Origin of the sequence: Phenylobacterium terrae, assembly GCF_042681205.1 — a bacterium.
In the GTDB taxonomy this organism is placed as follows: Bacteria; Pseudomonadota; Alphaproteobacteria; order Caulobacterales; family Caulobacteraceae; genus Phenylobacterium; species Phenylobacterium terrae.
Window position 1 is genome coordinate 838,997 of the sequence record NZ_JBHUEY010000001.1, and the last position, 17,084, is coordinate 856,080.

At 70.1% G+C, this 17,084-nt stretch carries 21 protein-coding genes; 17 read left to right on the forward strand and 4 right to left on the reverse strand.

Features of this window, described 5'->3' with window-relative positions; translation table 11 throughout:
* Position 1 precedes the first annotated feature (1 nt).
* A complete protein-coding gene (locus tag ACFSC0_RS04185) occupies positions 2 to 1,102 on the reverse strand; it encodes a phytanoyl-CoA dioxygenase family protein (RefSeq protein ID WP_377280366.1) in 1,101 nt (366 codons plus the stop codon).
* A 130-nt stretch (positions 1,103 to 1,232) separates the two neighbouring features.
* Here ACFSC0_RS04185 and ACFSC0_RS04190 point away from each other — a divergent pair, with 130 nt between their 5' ends.
* From ACFSC0_RS04190 to ACFSC0_RS04225, 8 genes are all read left to right on the forward strand, one after another.
* Entirely contained in the window at positions 1,233 to 2,447 is a 1,215-nt protein-coding gene (locus tag ACFSC0_RS04190) for an MFS transporter (RefSeq protein WP_377280365.1), read from the forward strand.
* Positions 2,448 to 2,574: 127 nt separating this feature from the next.
* The gene (rpmI, locus tag ACFSC0_RS04195; RefSeq protein ID WP_377280364.1) at positions 2,575 to 2,775 is read left to right on the forward strand and encodes a 50S ribosomal protein L35; all 201 of its coding nucleotides are present in this window, start codon (positions 2,575 to 2,577) and stop codon (positions 2,773 to 2,775) included.
* 19 nt (positions 2,776 to 2,794) lie between these two features.
* Entirely contained in the window at positions 2,795 to 3,151 is a 357-nt protein-coding gene (rplT, locus tag ACFSC0_RS04200; RefSeq protein ID WP_377280363.1) for a 50S ribosomal protein L20, read from the forward strand.
* 103 nt (positions 3,152 to 3,254) lie between these two features.
* Positions 3,255 to 4,364 carry a phenylalanine--tRNA ligase subunit alpha gene (gene pheS, locus ACFSC0_RS04205; protein WP_377280362.1) on the forward strand — a complete coding sequence of 370 codons (1,110 nt, stop codon included), beginning with the start codon at positions 3,255 to 3,257 and terminating at the stop codon, positions 4,362 to 4,364.
* The gene (locus tag ACFSC0_RS04210) at positions 4,364 to 4,771 is read left to right on the forward strand and encodes an ASCH domain-containing protein (RefSeq protein ID WP_377280361.1); all 408 of its coding nucleotides are present in this window, start codon (positions 4,364 to 4,366) and stop codon (positions 4,769 to 4,771) included. Before pheS ends, ACFSC0_RS04210 begins: the two co-directional genes overlap by 1 nt.
* Positions 4,768 to 7,140 carry a phenylalanine--tRNA ligase subunit beta gene (gene pheT, locus ACFSC0_RS04215; protein WP_377280360.1) on the forward strand — a complete coding sequence of 791 codons (2,373 nt, stop codon included), beginning with the start codon at positions 4,768 to 4,770 and terminating at the stop codon, positions 7,138 to 7,140. Before ACFSC0_RS04210 ends, pheT begins: the two co-directional genes overlap by 4 nt.
* Positions 7,141 to 7,281: 141 nt before the next feature.
* Entirely contained in the window at positions 7,282 to 7,791 is a 510-nt protein-coding gene (locus ACFSC0_RS04220; RefSeq protein ID WP_377280359.1) for a VOC family protein, read from the forward strand.
* Between the two features lie 37 nt (positions 7,792 to 7,828).
* The gene (locus ACFSC0_RS04225; protein ID WP_377280358.1) at positions 7,829 to 8,101 is read left to right on the forward strand and encodes a hypothetical protein; all 273 of its coding nucleotides are present in this window, start codon (positions 7,829 to 7,831) and stop codon (positions 8,099 to 8,101) included.
* Between the two features lie 99 nt (positions 8,102 to 8,200).
* Here the strand turns inward: ACFSC0_RS04225 and ACFSC0_RS04230 are convergent, their stop codons facing one another.
* Positions 8,201 to 8,827 (reverse strand): DUF1134 domain-containing protein, encoded by a 627-nt coding sequence (locus tag ACFSC0_RS04230; protein ID WP_377280357.1) that lies wholly within the window; start codon positions 8,825 to 8,827, stop codon positions 8,201 to 8,203.
* Between the two features lie 145 nt (positions 8,828 to 8,972).
* Here ACFSC0_RS04230 and lepA point away from each other — a divergent pair, with 145 nt between their 5' ends.
* The 8 genes from lepA to ACFSC0_RS04270 all read left to right on the forward strand — a co-directional run bounded on the left by lepA (position 8,973) and on the right by ACFSC0_RS04270 (position 14,791).
* On the forward strand, positions 8,973 to 10,778 hold the full coding sequence (gene lepA / locus ACFSC0_RS04235) for a translation elongation factor 4 (RefSeq protein ID WP_377280356.1): 1,806 nt from the start codon (positions 8,973 to 8,975) through the stop codon (positions 10,776 to 10,778).
* Positions 10,779 to 10,920: 142 nt separating this feature from the next.
* Positions 10,921 to 11,394: a DUF5615 family PIN-like protein gene (locus ACFSC0_RS04240; protein ID WP_377280355.1), complete on the forward strand. Its 474-nt coding sequence runs from the start codon at positions 10,921 to 10,923 to the stop codon at positions 11,392 to 11,394.
* A 53-nt stretch (positions 11,395 to 11,447) separates the two neighbouring features.
* Positions 11,448 to 11,579: an entericidin A/B family lipoprotein gene (locus ACFSC0_RS04245; RefSeq protein WP_377280354.1), complete on the forward strand. Its 132-nt coding sequence runs from the start codon at positions 11,448 to 11,450 to the stop codon at positions 11,577 to 11,579.
* A gap of 190 nt (positions 11,580 to 11,769) precedes the next feature.
* Positions 11,770 to 11,991 (forward strand): hypothetical protein, encoded by a 222-nt coding sequence (locus ACFSC0_RS04250; RefSeq protein WP_377280353.1) that lies wholly within the window; start codon positions 11,770 to 11,772, stop codon positions 11,989 to 11,991.
* A 62-nt stretch (positions 11,992 to 12,053) separates the two neighbouring features.
* Positions 12,054 to 12,449 (forward strand): DUF983 domain-containing protein, encoded by a 396-nt coding sequence (locus tag ACFSC0_RS04255; RefSeq protein WP_377280352.1) that lies wholly within the window; start codon positions 12,054 to 12,056, stop codon positions 12,447 to 12,449.
* Positions 12,450 to 12,530: 81 nt separating this feature from the next.
* Positions 12,531 to 12,689: a DUF3309 family protein gene (locus ACFSC0_RS04260; protein ID WP_377280351.1), complete on the forward strand. Its 159-nt coding sequence runs from the start codon at positions 12,531 to 12,533 to the stop codon at positions 12,687 to 12,689.
* A gap of 82 nt (positions 12,690 to 12,771) precedes the next feature.
* The gene (locus tag ACFSC0_RS04265) at positions 12,772 to 14,106 is read left to right on the forward strand and encodes an MFS transporter (RefSeq protein ID WP_377280350.1); all 1,335 of its coding nucleotides are present in this window, start codon (positions 12,772 to 12,774) and stop codon (positions 14,104 to 14,106) included.
* A 31-nt stretch (positions 14,107 to 14,137) separates the two neighbouring features.
* Positions 14,138 to 14,791 (forward strand): DUF599 domain-containing protein, encoded by a 654-nt coding sequence (locus ACFSC0_RS04270; protein ID WP_377355172.1) that lies wholly within the window; start codon positions 14,138 to 14,140, stop codon positions 14,789 to 14,791.
* A gap of 39 nt (positions 14,792 to 14,830) precedes the next feature.
* Here ACFSC0_RS04270 and ACFSC0_RS04275 read toward each other — a convergent pair whose 3' ends face one another.
* Together ACFSC0_RS04275 and msrA are read right to left on the reverse strand one after the other, a co-directional pair.
* Positions 14,831 to 15,175 (reverse strand): MmcQ/YjbR family DNA-binding protein, encoded by a 345-nt coding sequence (locus ACFSC0_RS04275; protein ID WP_377280349.1) that lies wholly within the window; start codon positions 15,173 to 15,175, stop codon positions 14,831 to 14,833.
* A complete protein-coding gene (gene msrA, locus ACFSC0_RS04280; RefSeq protein WP_377280348.1) occupies positions 15,172 to 15,825 on the reverse strand; it encodes a peptide-methionine (S)-S-oxide reductase MsrA in 654 nt (217 codons plus the stop codon). The genes ACFSC0_RS04275 and msrA overlap by 4 nt, the downstream gene beginning before the upstream one ends.
* Positions 15,826 to 15,971: 146 nt before the next feature.
* On the opposite strand from msrA, the gene ACFSC0_RS04285 reads away from it, so the two are divergent.
* Complete coding sequence (locus ACFSC0_RS04285) at positions 15,972 to 16,892, forward strand: tetratricopeptide repeat protein (protein ID WP_377280347.1); 921 nt, start codon at positions 15,972 to 15,974, stop codon at positions 16,890 to 16,892.
* Positions 16,893 to 17,084 lie beyond the last annotated feature (192 nt).

Consider the following 17,084-nt stretch of genomic DNA (forward strand, 5'->3'; position numbering starts at 1 on the left):
GCTAGAGGAAGGTCGTCCAGGCGTTGCCGCTCTTGTGCCGGTGGAGCTCCCGGCGCGCGCCTTCCTCCATGTAGAGCGGGGCCACGTCCCTGGGGCAATAGTGGGTGACCACCGATTTGCGGGTCCGGTCGAGGGAGATCGGCTTGCCGCCATGGACGAGGTCGGAGGCCCAGATCAGCACGTCGCCGGCCTTGGCCAGGAAGGTCTTCTCCGGATAGCCGATCTGGTCCGAGCGCTCGCGCAGCGAGTTGACGTGCGCATCCATCTCGGCCGCGTCCCAGTCGGGCCGAAGCCGCTGGGCCTCGCGCACGCTCTTGAACTCGCCGGCATAGAGGAAGTCGCCGAGGTTCTGGCTGCCGACGCGGTAGAACAGCTCGCCGGCGCCGGCCTTGACGTCCTCCAGCGCGATCCACGAGGCGGCGAACTGCAGCGGCAGGGTGTAGGTGACGTAGGCCGAGTCCTGGTGGCCGTTCTGGCCCGAGCCCCGGTAGAAGCCCAGCGATTGGGTGGCCAGCGCGCGCCGATCGAAGATCACCGCCAGGAACCGGCTGATCACCGGCGAGAAGATCGCATCGCGGATGGCCGACGAATGGGCGTGGATCTCCAGCGCCTTGGCCGGCAGGGCCTTCATCCGCTCGTCCCAGGGCCCCACCTCGACGCCGAGTTCGGGGCAGTTGAACTGCTGGCCGCGGATCCTGCCGTCGTAGGCGTCTTCGAGGGCGCGGCGGGCGCGGATCAGCTCGCGCCGGGGAATGGCGTTGCGGAAGACGACGTAGCCGTCCCGGATGTAGGCGCGCAGGGCCTCGGCGAGCTTGCGGTCGATCAGCCCCAGTTCGAGCCGCCCTTCGACGATGTCGAGCGCGTTGCCCTGGTCGGTCCACAGGCCGCCGAACGCCGACCGCACGCCGGCCGGATTGCGCGGCCGCTCGGCGTTCGGGTTGGGCAGGTAGCCGCGGAACCGGCCGTAGCGGGCGTAGTGGTCGGCGGGATCCTTCGCCAGGCCCCGCCGGATGTCGTCGCGGACCTGCGGGTAGGCGCGGGCGTACCAGTCGGCCTGAAAGGCCTCGTCGGCCGACCCTCGCAGTGCGGCGGATCCATCCATCGCAGTTCCCTCTCTCGTGCGGGCGCAAGGTGGGGGGGAGCCGGCCGCCGGGTCAATCCCGGCGCGATGCCGCAACATCGCTCGACGAACCGCCTTGCAGGCGCCCGCGGGCTCACTTAACAGCGATCACATGTCCGACGCCGCGCAGCCGAGGGCGACCGCGCCGGCGATGGCGGCGCCGTCGCTGATCGCCGTTATCTTCATCAACATGCTCGGCTTCGGGATCATCGTCCCGCTGCTGCCCTTCTACGCCAAGAGCTTCAACGCCGAGGCCTGGCAGATCGCCCTGGTGTTCTCGGCCTATTCGGCCGGCTCCTTCTTCGGCGAGCCGTTCTGGGGGCGGCTGTCGGACCGGTTCGGGCGCAAGCCGCTGCTGATCTCGACCATCGCCGCCAACTGCCTCTGCTACTTCGCCCTGGCCTTCGCGCCGAACGTCTGGGCCGCCATCGCCATCCGCCTGGTGGGCGGCCTGGCCGCCGGCAACGGGGCGGTGGTGCAGGGCTACCTGGCCGACGTGACGCCGCCGGAGAAGCGGGCCGGCAAGATGGCCTGGATCGGCGCGGCCTGGAACGTGGGCCTGATCTTCGGGCCGATGGTCGGCGGCATCTTCGCCCATCCGGAGAGCGGGCCGGCCGGCTTCCGCACGCCGCTGTTCCTGGCCTCGGGCCTGGCGGCCCTGTCGGTGATCTCCATCGCGATCTTCATCCGCGAGAGCCGCGAGCGCGAGATGCTCAGCGAGCGGCCGAGCCGCTGGGGCGCCCTGGGCGCGGCGGTCGGCAGCCCGGTGATCAGCCGGCTAATGCTGCTGACCTTCCTGGTGGGCTTCGCCTTCACCGGCATCGAATCGACCTTCGGCCTGTGGGCCCAGGCCAGGTTCGAGTGGGGCCCGCGGGACATCGGCGTCTGCTTCTTCTTCGTCGGCATCGCGGCGGCGACGACCCAGATGTTCATCACCGGCCCCCTGTCCGAGCGCTACGGGGCCGGGCGCATGCTGGCGATCGGCATGGGCGTGACCTGCGTCTGCTCGGCCCTGCAGCCGTTCTCCACCGGCGGGGCCATGACCATCGCCCTGATGAGCCTGACCGCCATCGGCCAGTCGGTCGCCTGGCCGAACGTCTCGGCGCTGATCTCGCGCACGGCCGATCCTTCGCGCCAGGGCGCGATCCTGGGCATTAACAACGCCATGGGCGCGCTGGCCCGCGTCGTCGGCCCGTTCTGCGCAGGGCTGGCCTTCGCCGGCGTCTCGATCAACGGGCCGTTCTGGCTGGGGGCCATCGTCGTCGCCCCGGCGATCCTGTTGGCCGTCGAGGCCGCGCGGCGCGCCAGGGCCCTGGAGCAGGAATGAGCGCCCAAACCCTTGCCTTTGCTCCGGCTTTCACGTAAGAGCCCGCCCCTTCGGAGCCGCCTGGCCAAAGGCATGCCAGGGCGGCTCGTCAATACGCCAGAGGACGGGGCTTCGGCCTCGCAGAGAAATGCCGAAACTGAAGACGAAGTCAGGCGCCAAAAAGCGCTTCAAGATGACTGCGACCGGCAAGCTGAAGGCCGGCGTCGCGGGCAAGCGCCACCGGCTGATCAGCCACAACGGCAAGTACATCCGCCAGCAACGCGGCACCAAGGTGATGACCGAGGCCGACGCCAAGATCATCAAGACCTACCTGCCGTACGGCCTTTAAGAGCGGGAGCTGATCGCACATGGCACGCGTGAAAAGGGGCGTTGTCGCCCACGCCAAGCACAAGAAGGTCCTGGAGCAAGCCAAGGGCTTCTACGGCCGCCGCAAGAACACCATCCGCGCCGCCAAGGCCGCGGTGGACCGGGCCGGCCAGTACGCCTACCGCGACCGTAAGGTCCGCAAGCGCAACTTCCGCTCGCTCTGGATCCAGCGCATCAACGCCGCGGCCCGTCTCGAGGGCATGACCTACGCCCGATTTATCCACGGCCTGGAACGGGCCGGGATCGAGATCGACCGCAAGGTCCTCGCGGACATCGCGGGCAACGACCCCGTCGGTTTCAAGGCCATCGCCGACAAGGTGCGCGCCGCGCTGGCCTAAGAGATCGTGGGAGCTTCCCAGCTCCCCCCGGTTTTGAAAGGGCCCTCCGGCGGCGCGTCGGAGGGCTTTTTCATGGCCCGCTTTCCGCTAAACGAGCCAACCCATGACCGACCTGACCCAACTGGAAGCCGACATCTCGGCCCGCATCGACGAGGCGTCCGACGGCGCCGCCCTGGAGGCCGTGCGCATCGAGGCGCTCGGCAAGTCCGGGCAGATCTCCGAACTCCTCAAGACGCTCGGCAAGATGAGCCCCGACGAGCGCCGCGAGCAGGGACCGAAGATCAACGGCCTGCGCGACCGGATCGCCGCCCTGATCGCCGAGCGCAAGGCCGCCCTCGAGGCCGCCGAGCTCGACGCCCGCCTCGCCTCCGAGCGCGTGGACCTGACCCTGCCCGCCCCGCCCAGGCGCAAGGGCTCCGTCCACCCCACCATGCAGGTGATGGACGAGATGATCGCCATCTTCGCCGACATGGGCTTCGCCCTGGCCGAGGGGCCGGACATCGAGGACGACTTCCACAACTTCACGGCCCTCAACTTCCCGCCCAAGCACCCGGCGCGGGAGATGCACGACACCTTCTTCCTGCCCGAAGGCCCCGATGGGACCCGCAAGGTGCTGCGCACCCACACCAGCCCCGTGCAGGTGCGGGTGATGCAGAAGACGAATGAGAAGCCGCCCTCCTGGATCGCCGTCGGCCAGGAGCCGCCGATCCGCGTCATCGTGCCGGGCCGCACCTTCCGCAAGGACTCCGACCAGACCCACACGCCCATGTTCCACCAGCTGGAAGGCCTGGTGATCGACCGGGGCATCCACATGGGCCACCTGAAGTGGACGCTCGACACCTTCATCGCGCGCTACTTCGAGACGCCGGTGGTCGAGACCCGCTTCCGGCCGCACCACTTCCCCTTCACCGAGCCCTCCGCGGAGATGGACGTGCGCTGCGACCGCTCGGGCGCCGAGATCAAGATCGGCCAGGGGACGGACTGGCTGGAGATCCTCGGCTGCGGGATGGTGCATCCCAACGTCCTGCGGAACTGCGGCCTCGATCCCGACGAATGGCAGGGCTTCGCCTTCGGCCTCGGCGTCGACCGCCTGGGCGCGCTGAAGTACGGCATGCCGGACCTGCGCGACATGTTCGCCTCGGACGTCCGCTGGCTCGCCCACTACGGCTTCTCGGCCTTCGCGGCTCCGAGCCCGGCGACGGGGCTGAGCTGATGGCGGCGGCGATCGACGTCGAGGGCCTCGACAGCTTCGCCTTCGGCGACGGCCCCGAGCTGGCGGACGAACTGCTGGCGCTGGTGCTTTCGGGGAAGAAGACCGCCACCTGCTGGGCTGCGGTCGAGGGCCCGAAGGGCACTGAGGTCGGCAAGCGCTGGCTCGTGAAGGACGGCGCCGGCCGCCCGCGCTGTGTGACGGAAACCGTGGAGCTCACCCAGCGCCGGTTCGGTGAAGTGGACGCCGCGTTCGCCTTCGAGGAGGGGGAGGACGATCGCAGCCTCGCCTCCTGGCGGCGCGAGCACGAGCTCTACTTCCGCCGCAACGATCAATTCGCGCCGGACATGCTGCTCTACTGCGAGCGCTTCCGGCTGGTTCAAATCCTCGACGGCGGAGACGCCCGATGAAGTTCACCCTCTCCTGGCTCCGGGACCACCTGGAGACGAACGCCAGCGCCGCCGAGGTCGTCGAGGCGATGACCATGGCCGGCCTGGAGGTCGAGCACGTGGAGGATCCCGCCTCCAAGCTCGCCGCCTTCTCGGTCGCCAAGATCGTCGAGGCCGTGCAGCACCCCAACGCCGACCGCCTGCGCGTCTGCCAGGTGGACACCAAGGACGGCCGCAAGGAGATCGTCTGCGGCGCGCCCAACGCCCGGCCGGGCCTGACCACCATCTACGCCCCGCTCGGCGCCTATGTGCCCGGCTCCGGCATCACGTTGGAGGCGCGTCCCGTCCGCGGCGTCGTCTCCAACGGCATGCTCTGCTCGGCCGCCGAACTGGAGGTCGCCGAGGAGTCCAACGGCATCATGGAGCTGCCGGACGACCTGGCCGTCGGCGCGCCGGCGACCGAGGCGCTCGGCCTGGAGGCCGTGATCGACTTCGAGGTCACCCCCAACCGGCCCGACTGGCTGGGCGTCCAGGGCATCGCCCGCGACCTCGCCGCCGCCGGCGTGGGGACCTTCAAGGACCAGAAGGTGGCGCCGGTCCCCGGCAAGTTCCCCTCGCCCATCGACGTGAAGGTGGACGGCTCTGGCGCCTGCCCGGTGTTCGCCGGCCGGCTGATCCGCGGCGTGAAGAACGGGCCTTCGCCGGCCTGGCTGCAGCAGCGGCTGACCAGCATCGGCCTTCGGCCGATCAGCGCCCTGGTGGACATCACCAACCTGATCTCCTTCGACCGGGCCAAGCCGCTGCACGTCTACGATGCGGCCAAGCTCTCCGGCGGCTTCCTGGAGGCCCGCCTTGGCCGCGAGGGCGAAAGCGTCGAGGCGCTGGACGGCAAGACCTATGCGGTCACCCCCGACGTCTGCGTGATCGCCGACGCCTCGGGGCCGGTGGGCCTGGGCGGGGTCATGGGCGGCGAGGCCACCGGCGTCTCCGAGACCACCACCGACGTCTTCATCGAGAGCGCCTGGTTCGACCCGATCCGTACGGCCCAGACCGGCCGGAGCCTCGGCATCAACTCCGACGCCCAGTACCGCTTCGCCCGCGGCATCGACCCGCACTCGACCCTCCCGGCCCTGGAGCTGGCGACGAAGCTGGTGCTGGAGCTCTGCGGGGGCGAGCCCTCGGAGGTGGTCGTCGCCGGCGAGGCGCCGGCCGCCCCGGGCCCGATCCCGTTCGACCGGTCGTACGTGAAGAAGCTCTCCGGCCTCGATGTGCCGCCGGCCCGGGTGGACGAGATCCTGACCAGGCTCGGCTTCAAGGTCGCCGCGACCGAGGTTACGCCGCCCAGCTGGCGGCGCGACGTGGAGGGCAAGGCCGACCTCGTCGAGGAGGTGGCCCGCATCGAGGGCTTCGCCGCCCTGCCGGTAGAGCCGCTGCCCGAGGTCTCCCCGCCGATCGGCGGCGCGCTCACCCCGCGCCAGGCCCGCATCCGCGCCGCCCGCCGGGCCATGGCGGCCCTGGGCTACGCCGAGACCATCACCTGGAGCTTCATGCGCAAGGAGTGGGCGGCGATGTTCGGCGGCGGCCAGCCGGAGCTGGTGATCACCAACCCGATCGCCTCGGACCTGGACTGCATGCGCCCCTCCATCCTGCCGAACCTGATCGAGGCGGCGGGCCGCAACGCCCGGCGCGGCTATCCGGACGCGGCGCTGTTCGAGGTGGGGCCGATCTATCGGGGGGACCAGCCGGCCGACCAGTCGACGGCCGTGGCGGCCCTGCTCGCGCCCAACCCGCCGAAGCACTGGGCGGGCGCGCCCGAGGACCCGCTGTTCGCGCTGAAGGCCGACCTGACGAAGCTGCTGGACGAGGCCGGCGCCCCGCCGCTGCAGATCGCCCAGGGCCAGGCCTCGGACTGGTTCCACCCCGGCCGCTCGGCCCGCCTGCAGCTCGGCCCCAAGACCGTGATCGCCGAGTTCGGCGAGATCCACCCGCGCATCCTCAAGGCGCTGGACGTGGAGGGGCCGCTCTACGGCTTCGAGGTGAATGTCGAAGCCATCCCCGAGCCGAAGAAGAAGCCGACCAAGACCAGGCCCGCCCTGGCGCTCAGCCCGCTGATGCCGGTCCGCCGCGACTTCGCCTTCGTGGTCGATGCGGCCACCCCCGCCGGCGACCTCGTCAAGGCCGTGGCCGGCGCCGACAAGGCGCTGATCGCCGAGGCCCGGGTGTTCGACGTCTACCAGGGCAAGGGCGTGGCCGAAGGCGCCAAGTCCCTCGCCGTCGAGGTCGTCCTCGCCCCGCGCGAGAAGACCCTCACCGACGCCGAGATCGAGGCCCTGTCCGCCCGGATCGTGGCCGCAGCGGAGAAGGCGGTCGGGGCGAAGCTGCGCACCTGAAGGCCTCTCCCCCCGCAATGCGGGGGGAGAGGGTTGGGTGAGGGGGGCGCTGGCGCCTGCGCCGCCCCGCCGCCTGAGGCCCTGCGCTGCGCTCCGGGCCCCCTCACCCTACCCTCTCCCCGCATGGCGGGGAGAGGTCTGGTGTCCTTGACTTCCCTCGCGGTGAAGCTGGCCTTCTCGTCCGAGCAGCAAGGAGCCCCCGCGATGGAGATCAACGGCATCGCCCACCTGTTCGTGACGGCAGGCGACTTTCCCGCGTCCAAGGCCTTCTACGAAAAGCTGCTGCCGTTCCTCGGCCTGACGCCGGTGCTGGACAACGACAACGTCTACTACTGCGTCGGCGGGCGCACCGGCTTTGCGGTCCAGCGGCCGGCGCCGCAGCATGCGGGCGAGCGGTTCGTGCAGAACCGGGTGGGCCTGCACCACGTCTGTTTCCGCGCCCGGGAGCGCGCGCACATCGACGAGGCCCACGCCTTCCTGCAGGAGATCGGCGCCCGGATCGTCCATGGCCCGCAGGACGACGCCTATGCGCCGGGCTACTATTCCATCCTGTTCGAGGACCCGGACGGCGTGCGCCTGGAGATCAACCACGTGCCCGGCCGCGGCGTCTTCGACACGCCCGAGCGGCAGGTTCGCGCCTATCCGGTCTAGGCGTTATATGCGGGCCCAGAGCGCAAGGAGGCCCGCCGTGGTGGACATTTCGGACTTCATCGAAGACGGCGGCGACGACGGGGAAGACGGCGGCGAGGCCGAGGACCTTGTCGCGCTGAAGGCGTGCCTGCGGGCGCTCGCCGACGCCATCGCCAGCACCAACCTCGCCGTGATCGCCGGCGGCCAGGGCGACGCCCAGGCCGCCACCCAGCGGGTGCACGCCTCCGTCGCCGCTCTCAAGCGGTTCCACGAGAGCTTCCAGGTGCTCGACAAGCCGGAAGGCGACGAGGAGGAGGCGGAGGAGGACTGAGGCTCGTGAGAGGTGATAGGTAGGGCTCGCGCCCAACCAGTCACCGGCGGCCCTTGGTGACTGGTTGGGCCGGAACGGCCCTACCTGTCACCCATCCCCCTAGAACGGCAGGATGTTCCGTTGTCGCGTGTAGGCCAGGTAGCCGACGTTGGCGCCCAGGCGGAAGCCGACGCCGGCGCGGATGGGCGCCAGGGTGATGTCGCTGGCCCGCTGGTAGTTCACCCCCAACCCGCCGACGAAATAGGCCGAGCCCTCGACGCCCGGGAAGCGCTGGTAGATCGCGTCCGGGTAGTGGAGGTTGTAGACCAGGGTGAAGACGCGGCTGGCGTTGCCGCCCAGGTCGAAGCCGACGCTGGGGCCCTGCCAGAAGACCTCCACCGGCTCCTTGTCCTTCATGTACAGCAGGCCCCGCCCGTAGCGGGCGCCCACGGTCACCGCGCCCGAGGCCTCCTCGCCGGCGATGTAGCCGGTGGGCTGGCCATACTGGCCGAAGATCCGCTCGATGGCCCCGCCGGCCGCCTCGGCCGTGACGCCCAGGAAGTCGGAGACGCCGGTGACGATCTCGTCCTGGGTGTAGGTGCGCGCCCGCTGCTGCGGTTCCGGGCCCGGCGCAGGCGGCGGCTCCTGGTGCGAGAAGTCCGGCGCCGGGCGCTGCACCGGCTGGGTCGCGCAGGCGGACAGCCCGACCATGGCCAGACCGGCGGTGATGAGGGTGCGACGGTCCATGAGAACCTCTCCTTGAACGACTGCGGCCGTCCCTTGCCTATAGGCGGAGAGGTTTGCTGCCCGGCCCGTTAATGCGCGATTAAGCATAACGCCGCGGCTTCACGCGCCCTGGTTCGATGGCGTGAATGTGATAGAGCCCCCGCCCATGACGACGCCGCTCTCGCGCATCCGCAACTTTTCCATCGTGGCCCACATCGACCACGGCAAATCGACCCTGTCCGACCGGCTGATCCAGGAGACCGGCGCGCTGACCCAGCGCGAGATGACCGAGCAGGTGCTCGACAACATGGACATCGAGCGCGAGCGGGGGATCACCATCAAGGCCCAGACCGTGCGGCTGCACTACAAGGCCGCCGACGGGGAGGAGTACGTCCTCAACCTGATGGACACCCCCGGCCACGTGGACTTCGCCTACGAGGTCTCCCGCAGCCTGGCCGCCTGCGAGGGCTCGATCCTGGTGGTCGACGCCTCCCAGGGGGTCGAGGCCCAAACCCTGGCCAACGTCTATCAGGCGATCGACAACGGCCACGAGATCGTGCCGGTGCTGAACAAGATCGACCTGCCGGCCGCAGAGCCCGACCGGGTGCGCCAGCAGATCGAGGACGTGATCGGCCTGGACGCCTCCGACGCCGTCGAGTGTTCGGCCAAGACCGGCGTCGGCATCCGCGAGGTGCTGGAGGCGGTGGTCACCCGCCTGCCCCCGCCCAAGGGCGACCGGGACGCCCCGCTGAAGGCCCTGCTGGTGGACGCCTGGTACGACCCGTACCTGGGCGTCGTCGTGCTGGTGCGGGTGATCGACGGGGTGATGAAGGCCGGCCAGCGCATCCGCATGATGCAGCAGGGCGCGACCTACCAGGTCGACCGGATCGGCGTCTTCCGCCCCAAGCAGACCGAGACCGGCGAGCTCGGCCCGGGCGAGATCGGCTACATCACCGCCCAGATCAAGGAAGTGGCCCACGCCGCCGTCGGCGACACCATCACCGACGAGAAGCGCCAGGCCGAGGCCGCCTTGCCCGGCTTCCGCGAGGTCCAGCCGGTGGTGTTCTGCGGCCTCTTCCCGGTCGACGCCGCCGACTTCGAGGACCTGCGCGCCGCCATCGGCCGGCTGCGCCTGAACGACGCCTCCTTCACCTACGAGATGGAGACCAGCGCCGCCCTCGGCTTCGGCTTCCGCTGCGGGTTCTTAGGCCTGCTCCACCTGGAGATCATCCAGGAGCGGCTCAGCCGCGAGTTCGACCTCGACCTGATCGCGACGGCGCCCAGCGTCGTTTACAAGGTCAAGCTGACCAACGGCGAGGAGATCGAGCTGCACAATCCGGCCGACCTGCCGGACCCGGTGCGGATCGAGTCCATCTCCGAACCCTGGATCAAGGCGACCATCTTCACGCCGGACGAATACCTCGGCTCGATCATCAAGCTGTGCCAGGACCGCCGCGGCGTGCAGCGCGAGCTGTCCTACGTCGGCACGCGGGCGATGGTGGTCTACGACCTGCCGCTGAACGAGGTGGTGTTCGACTTCTACGATCGGCTGAAGTCGATCTCGAAGGGCTACGCCTCCTTCGACTACGCCATCGAGGGCTACCGCGAGGGCGACCTCGTGAAGATGTCCATGCTGGTCAACGGCGAGCCGGTGGACGCCCTCTCGATGCTGGTGCACCGCGACCGGGCGGAGACCCGCGGGCGGGGCATGGTCGAGCGGATGAAGGACCTCATCCCGCCGCACATGTTCCAGATCCCCATCCAGGCGGCCATCGGCGGCCGGATCATCGCCCGCGAGACCGTCCGGGCGCTGCGCAAGGACGTGACCGCCAAGTGCTACGGCGGCGACGCCAGCCGCAAGCGCAAGCTCCTCGACAAGCAGAAGGAGGGCAAGAAGCGGATGCGCCAGTTCGGCAAGGTGGAGATCCCGCAGGAAGCCTTCATCGCCGCCCTCAAGATGGATGCGGACTAGCACGCCGAGCGAAGCGGAGAGCGGGTGGTGGAGAGGGCAAGCCCCATCCACCGTGCTCGCGGCCTGCCCCCTCCACCAGCCTTCGGCTGGTCCCCCCCCATGAATGGGGGAGGAAAGAGCGCCCTCGCGCGTTCCTCACCTCATGCGCTTCCTCTGCGACGAGATGCTGGTGCGGCTGGCGCGGCTGCTGCGGGCGGCGGGGTACGACACGGTGCTGGCCGAGGGCGGGGCGTCGGACCGGGCGCTGCGGGACCTGGCGCGGGAAGAGGGGCGGATCCTGGTCACTCGGGACCGGGACCTGGCGCGGCTGACGGCGCCGGGCTCGGTGCTGATCACCGCCCCTGGCGTCGAGGCGGAGGCGCGGACGCTGAGCGCCGCGCTGCCGATCGACTGGTCGCTGGCGCCCTTCTCCCGCTGCGTGATGGACAACACCGTCCTGCGGGACGCGACGGCCGACGAGATCGCGCAGATGCCCACGGAATCCCAGGCCATGGCCGGGCCGTTCCGGGCCTGTCCGAGCTGCGGGCGGCTCTACTGGCCGGGCAGCCACGTGAAGCGGATCGCAGAGCGCCTGGAGCGGCTGGCGGGCGTTGAACGAAGTGGCGGCTCAGACTAAATCCGCCCAAGCGGGGCCTTGCCCTGGCGCGACACGCTCTGGAGACCACACCCATGAAGAAGGCCATCCTTCTCTCCGTCGCCGCCCTGATCCTGGCGGCCTGCAACACCGTCGAAGGCGTCGGCCGCGACCTCGAAGCCGCCGGCGGCGCGGTGGCCGGCACCGCCCGCGACACCAAGAACTGAACCTCATCCCCGCGAATGGGATGGGTGACAGGTAGGGCTTCCGCCCAACCAGTCACCGACGCTCTCCGGTGACTGGTTGCGCCGGCGGCGCTACCTGTCACCGTGCTCCCGCCCGCGACTAGCGGGGGTGTGGGAACCGCGGACGCGTGGGCAGGTTCGATCACCGAACCCCACCCATCCGGAGCCGCCCATGTCCACCTCCAAGCACCCGCAGTCCGGCCACACCCCGACCACGCTTCCGCGCGACGACCTCGAGGACAATCCCGGCATCGGCTCGTCCAAGGGCACGACCATCTCGGGCGAGGACCCGCACATCCTGCAGGGCGAGAACACCGACGAGGGCGACGTCGAGAACGACACCGACGCCACCGGCGCGCCGACGCCGCAGGAGCGGCACCGCACCAACCCCTGAGCGGGCGCCCGCGACACCTTTTCCCTCTTACCTTCGCAGGCCCGCCGGGCCATATGGCGCTCATGTCCGACGCTCCTCGCCCCCTCTTCCCTGCGATGCTGCGGGGCTTCCGCGGCCGCTGCCCCAAGTGCGGCGACGGCAAGCTGTTCTGGCGCTACCTGAAGGTGACGCCGAACTGCGAGGCCTGCGGGCATGACCTGGACGCCTATCCGGCCGACGACGGCCCGGCCTACGTGACCATCCTGCTGGTCGGCCACCTGCTGGTCGCCCCGCTGCTGCTCTTCCCGTTCATCTGGGAGAGCTCGCCGTGGATCGTCGTGCCGGCCACCCTGATCCCGCTGGCGGTGGCGACCCTGGTCGCGCTGCCGTTCGTCAAGGGCGCCTTCATCGGCGTGCTCTATTCGGTGGGCGTGCGGCGGGGCGAGGCCAGACTGCACACCGCCGACGCCGCCGACTAGCGCCGGAACCTCCACCGTCGGCTCCCGTTCCAAAGCCAGGCTGGCCGCGAACCCGCGGTCATCGAACGGAGGCGACACGCCATGTCATTGGGCACGATCCTGCTCATCGTGCTGGTCCTGGCCCTGATCGGCGCCCTGCCGAGCTGGGGCTATTCGCGCAGCTGGGGCTACGCCCCCTCGGGCGCGCTCGGACTGGTGCTGGTCATCGTCCTGATCCTGGTCCTGATGGGCAACATATAGTCCGGTTCGACCAGACCCCTTCCGCCGGGGCGTAGAGGCGGTCTAGCATCCTCCCTGGGGCGAGACGCCTCGGGGAGGATCCATGACAGCGACCGAAACGGGCGCCGAAGCCCAGGCGCCGGCGGGCCTATTTTCCAAGAACATCACCGCCGGCCAGCGGCTCAGGGCGATCCTGGGCGGGTCCTCCGGCAACCTCGTCGAGTGGTACGACTGGTTCGTCTATTCGGCCTTCGCCGTCTATTTCGCCAAGCACTTCTTCCCCAAGGGCGACGAGCTCGCCCAGCTGCTGCAGACCATGGCGGTGTTCGCCGTCGGCTTCTTCGCCCGGCCCGTCGGGGCCTGGCTGATGGGCCTCTACGCCGACCGGGCGGGCCGGCGCACCGCGCTGACGGTGGCCGTCGGCATGATGTGCCTGGGCTCGTTCATCATCGCCGTCCTGCCCGGCTATGCGACCATCGGCGTCGCCGCGCCGGTGATGCTGGTCGTCGCGCGCCTGCTGCAGGGCCTGTCGGTCGGCGGCGAGTACGGGGCCAGCGCGACCTATCTGTCCGAGATGGCCGGCCGCCAGCGCCGCGGCTTCTGGTCCAGCTTCCAGTTCGTGACCATGGTGATGGGCCAGCTGCTGGCGCTGGGTATCCTGGCCCTCCTGCAGAACACCCTCACCACACCCCAGCTGGAGTCCTGGGGCTGGCGCATCCCCTTCTTCATCGGCGCCGCGATGGCGGTGGTGGTGTTCTGGATCCGCCGCCGGCTCGACGAGAGCACCTCGTTCGAGAACGCCAAGGCGGCCGGCGCCGAGCGCGCCCGCACCATGATGCTGTTCCTGAAGTATCCGAAGGAGACCCTGGCGATCTTCGGCTTCACCGCCGGTGGGTCCGTCGCCTTCTACACCTACACGACCTACATGCCGAAGTTCCTGGCCAACTCGGCGGGCTTTGCGCCCACCACCGCCACGGCGATCAGCGCCGCCTCCCTGGTGCTCTATCTGATCAGCCTGCCGATCTACGGCTGGATCTCCGACCACATCGGCCGCAAGCCGACGCTGGGGCTGGCGTTCGGCGGAGGGGCGCTGGTCACCTATCCGCTGATGACCGGCATCATGAACAGCGGAGACGCCGTGGCCGCCTTCCTGATGGTCTCGGCGCTGGTGGTGATCCTTTCCGGCTACAACTCCATCAGCGCGGTGGTGAAGGCCGAGCTCTTCCCGACCAACGTCCGGGCGCTCGGCGTCGCCCTGCCCTACGGCATGGCCACCGCCACCTTCGGCGGCACTGCCGAGATGCTGGCCCTGTGGTTCAAGCGCCAGGGGATGGAGACCGGCTTCTTCGTCTACGTCTCCGTGGTCATGGCCATCGCCTTCCTGATCGTCTTCAGGCTGCGCGAGACCCGCACCCACAGCCTGATCCTGGAGGACTAGGCTGGACGCGCTCGACATCGCGGCGCTGGCGATCTTCGCCGTCTGCTGGCTGGCCTACGAGCCGCTGCTGAAGGCGCTGTCGCGCGGCAAGGGGGCCATCAACACCGACATGCAAGCGGTGCGCGCCGCCTGGATGGTCAACATGGCCGGGCGCGAGAACAGGTTCATGGACGGCCAGCTGCTCAGCAACGCGCTGAACTCGGCCTCCTTCTTCGCCTCGTCCAACCTGCTGCTGATCGCAGCGGCGGCCGGCGCGCTGTTCGGCGGCGAGGCGACCTTCCGCGCCGTCTCGTCCCTGACGCTGATCGAGACCTCGACCCGGACCATGCTGGAGATCCAGCTGGCGCTGGTCATCGTCTCGCTGGCCCGGGGGCTGCTCGACTTCATCTGGTCCATCCGGCAGATGAACTACTGCCTGGCCGCCATCGGGGCGGCGCCCGACACCGAGGACAAGGCGCTGGAGAAGGCCTACGGCCAGGCCGCCGCCCGCCTGCTCAACCCGGCGCTGACCAGCTTCAACACCGGCGTGCGCGGCTACTACTTCGCCCTCGCGGCCGCAGCCTGGGTGTTCGGCGCCGAAGCCTTCATCGTCGCCACCCTCGGCGCCGTCGCCCTGCTCATCTGGCGCCAGCGCAAGTCGCCGGCCTCGCGCGCGGTGGCGGAGCTGAGAAGGCTGCTGGAGTAGGCTCCGCTTCCTTTCCCGCTTGCGGGAAAGGAAAGGGATCTAGGCCAGCCCCAGCTCCCTCTTCGCCGCCTTCGTCAGCTTGGCGCTGACCAGCGCGTGGGCGGTCTTGAGCCAGTCCTGCACCTCGGCCTCATCGAGGGCCGAGACGTCGTCGAACCGCACCCACTTGGACTTGGCCAGGTAGGGCGCCGGCCGGGCCCGGCCGCTCTCGGTCAGGGCCTCGAAGGCGATGTCGGTGGCCTTGAAGGAGAGGTTGCTCCCAGCCCCGTCCGTGGCGGCGAACATCTTGCCGCCGACCTTGTAGACCTTGTCGTCGCCCCACTGGATCGACAGCGTGGCGCCGGGCAGCGCCAGGGCGGCGGCCTCCAGGGCCTCAGGGCTCATGCGCCGACGCCCGTGCCGATCGGGCAGGTCACGCCGGTGCCGCCGACGCCGCAGTAGCCGTTCGGGTTCTTGGCCAGGTACTGCTGGTGGTAGTCCTCGGCGAAGTAGAAGGTCCCCGCCTCGGCGATCTCGGTGGTGACCGGACCATACCCCTGGGCCGACAGCGCCTGCTGGTAGGCGCCCTTGCTGGCCGCCGCCGCGCTCGCCTGGGCGTCGTTGTAGACGTAGATCCCCGAGCGGTACTGGGTGCCGATGTCGTTCCCCTGGCGCATCCCCTGCGTCGGGTCGTGGCCTTCCCAGAACACCTTCAGCAGGTCCTCGTAGGTGACGACCTTCGGGTCATAGACCACCAGCACCGCCTCGGTGTGGCCGGTGCGGCCCGAGCAGACCTCCTCGTAGGTCGGGTTGGGCGTGATCCCGGCCACGTAGCCGACCGCCGTCACCCAGACGCCCGGGACCTGCCAGAACTTGCGCTCCACGCCCCAGAAGCAGCCCATGGCGAACTGGGCGAGCTCCAGCCCCTCGGGATAGGGCCCCTTCAGCGGCCGGCCGTTGACGTAGTGGGTCTCGGCGGTGGGGATCTCGGCCTGGCGGCCCGGCAGGGCCTCTTCGGGCGTCGGCAGCTCGAGCATCTTCCGGGCGAACAGCATCTAGAAGGCCTTCTTCGGCTGGAGGGGATTTCGCCCGCCAAGATAGGCGCTCGAGGCCGGCTTTGCACCGGCCGGCGCAGGTGACGTAACGGCGTTCTTCTGGCAAGCTCCGCCCTTCACCCAAGCGTCGGATGAGGAGGCGCAAGATGGTGGCTTTCCGCACATGGATAATCGCAGGCGCTGCGGCGGCGGCGCTGTCGGGGACCGCGGCGCTGGCGGCCGGCGGCGGCGGGGGCGGCGGCGACATGCCCAGCGTGTCGGGCCCGCAGTACGACCCGGCCGAGGAGTACGCCAAGGGCGTCGCGGCCCTCAACGCCCAGAAGTACAAGGACGCCGAGCGGGCCTTCGACCGCGTCGTCGACGCCGTGCCGAAGAACGCCGAGGGATGGCGGATGCTGGGCCTGGCCAACGTCCAGCAGGGCGACTTCAAGGGCGCCAAGCGGGCCTACGAGCGGGCCGTGCGGCTGGAGCCCGACAGCATCGCCGCCCGCCAGGGGCTGGGGCTCGCTCTGGCCAGCCTGAAGGACGCCAAGGCCCAGGAACAGCTCGCCTGGCTTAAGGCCAAGGCCGCCGCCTGCGCCGACGCCTGCGCGGAGGCCGCCGAGCTGAAGGCCGCCACCCAGGCGGTGGAAGGCGCCCTCGCCGGCGCCGCCCCCAGCGCCGCCCTGGCGCCCCAGATGCTGTTCGCCGGGCCGGAGGCGGGCGATGCGGCCTACGTCGCCGCCGTCGGCCTGATCAACGAGAAGCGCTACGACGAGGCGCTGGCCGCCCTCGCCGCCGCCCGCGAGGCCTTCGGGCCGCACCCGGACATCCTGACCTATCAGGGCTACGCCTGGCGCAAGAAGGGGGACCTCGCCCGCGCCGAGGCCCACTACCGCCAGGCCCTCGCCGTCGCCCCCGACCACCGCGGGGCGACCGAATACTACGGCGAGCTGAAGGTCGAGACCGGCGACCTGGCCGGCGCAAGGGCCCTCCTCGCCCGGCTCGATGCGGCCTGCGCCTACGGCTGCCCCGAAGCCGAGGAGCTCCGCCGCTGGATCGCCGCCGGCGGGGAACCGAACGGTTGAAGCGCCTCTCTCCTCCCCCTCTGGGGGAGGGGGACCACGCGTAGCGTGGTGGAGGGGGCCTCGCGGGCGCCAGCCCGCGCCTTCAACCCCGCCCCTCGCCGGGATTTGAACGCCAAGACCGCCAAGACCGCCAAGAGGCCGCGTGAAGCTGTCCTTCCCCGCACATCGCCGATGGGACGCGGCGACCGCGCG

What these genes read in the sequence shown, in the direction of transcription:
- ACFSC0_RS04275 (WP_377280349.1), bottom strand. Translation starts at nt 15,175, where the DNA reads ATGAGCCCTGAGGCCCTGGAGGCCGCCGCCCTGGCGCTGCCCGGCGCC.
- ACFSC0_RS04245 (WP_377280354.1), top strand. Translation starts at nt 11,448, where the DNA reads ATGAAGAAGGCCATCCTTCTCTCCGTCGCCGCCCTGATCCTGGCGGCC.
- lepA (WP_377280356.1), top strand. Translation starts at nt 8,973, where the DNA reads ATGACGACGCCGCTCTCGCGCATCCGCAACTTTTCCATCGTGGCCCAC.
- rpmI (WP_377280364.1), top strand. Translation starts at nt 2,575, where the DNA reads ATGCCGAAACTGAAGACGAAGTCAGGCGCCAAAAAGCGCTTCAAGATG.
- ACFSC0_RS04285 (WP_377280347.1), top strand. Translation starts at nt 15,972, where the DNA reads ATGGTGGCTTTCCGCACATGGATAATCGCAGGCGCTGCGGCGGCGGCG.
- ACFSC0_RS04265 (WP_377280350.1), top strand. Translation starts at nt 12,772, where the DNA reads ATGACAGCGACCGAAACGGGCGCCGAAGCCCAGGCGCCGGCGGGCCTA.
- msrA (WP_377280348.1), bottom strand. Translation starts at nt 15,825, where the DNA reads ATGCTGTTCGCCCGGAAGATGCTCGAGCTGCCGACGCCCGAAGAGGCC.
- ACFSC0_RS04185 (WP_377280366.1), bottom strand. Translation starts at nt 1,102, where the DNA reads ATGGATGGATCCGCCGCACTGCGAGGGTCGGCCGACGAGGCCTTTCAG.
- ACFSC0_RS04230 (WP_377280357.1), bottom strand. Translation starts at nt 8,827, where the DNA reads ATGGACCGTCGCACCCTCATCACCGCCGGTCTGGCCATGGTCGGGCTG.
- ACFSC0_RS04250 (WP_377280353.1), top strand. Translation starts at nt 11,770, where the DNA reads ATGTCCACCTCCAAGCACCCGCAGTCCGGCCACACCCCGACCACGCTT.
- rplT (WP_377280363.1), top strand. Translation starts at nt 2,795, where the DNA reads ATGGCACGCGTGAAAAGGGGCGTTGTCGCCCACGCCAAGCACAAGAAG.
- ACFSC0_RS04240 (WP_377280355.1), top strand. Translation starts at nt 10,921, where the DNA reads ATGCGCTTCCTCTGCGACGAGATGCTGGTGCGGCTGGCGCGGCTGCTG.
- pheT (WP_377280360.1), top strand. Translation starts at nt 4,768, where the DNA reads ATGAAGTTCACCCTCTCCTGGCTCCGGGACCACCTGGAGACGAACGCC.
- ACFSC0_RS04190 (WP_377280365.1), top strand. Translation starts at nt 1,233, where the DNA reads ATGTCCGACGCCGCGCAGCCGAGGGCGACCGCGCCGGCGATGGCGGCG.
- ACFSC0_RS04260 (WP_377280351.1), top strand. Translation starts at nt 12,531, where the DNA reads ATGTCATTGGGCACGATCCTGCTCATCGTGCTGGTCCTGGCCCTGATC.
- pheS (WP_377280362.1), top strand. Translation starts at nt 3,255, where the DNA reads ATGACCGACCTGACCCAACTGGAAGCCGACATCTCGGCCCGCATCGAC.
- ACFSC0_RS04255 (WP_377280352.1), top strand. Translation starts at nt 12,054, where the DNA reads ATGTCCGACGCTCCTCGCCCCCTCTTCCCTGCGATGCTGCGGGGCTTC.
- ACFSC0_RS04210 (WP_377280361.1), top strand. Translation starts at nt 4,364, where the DNA reads ATGGCGGCGGCGATCGACGTCGAGGGCCTCGACAGCTTCGCCTTCGGC.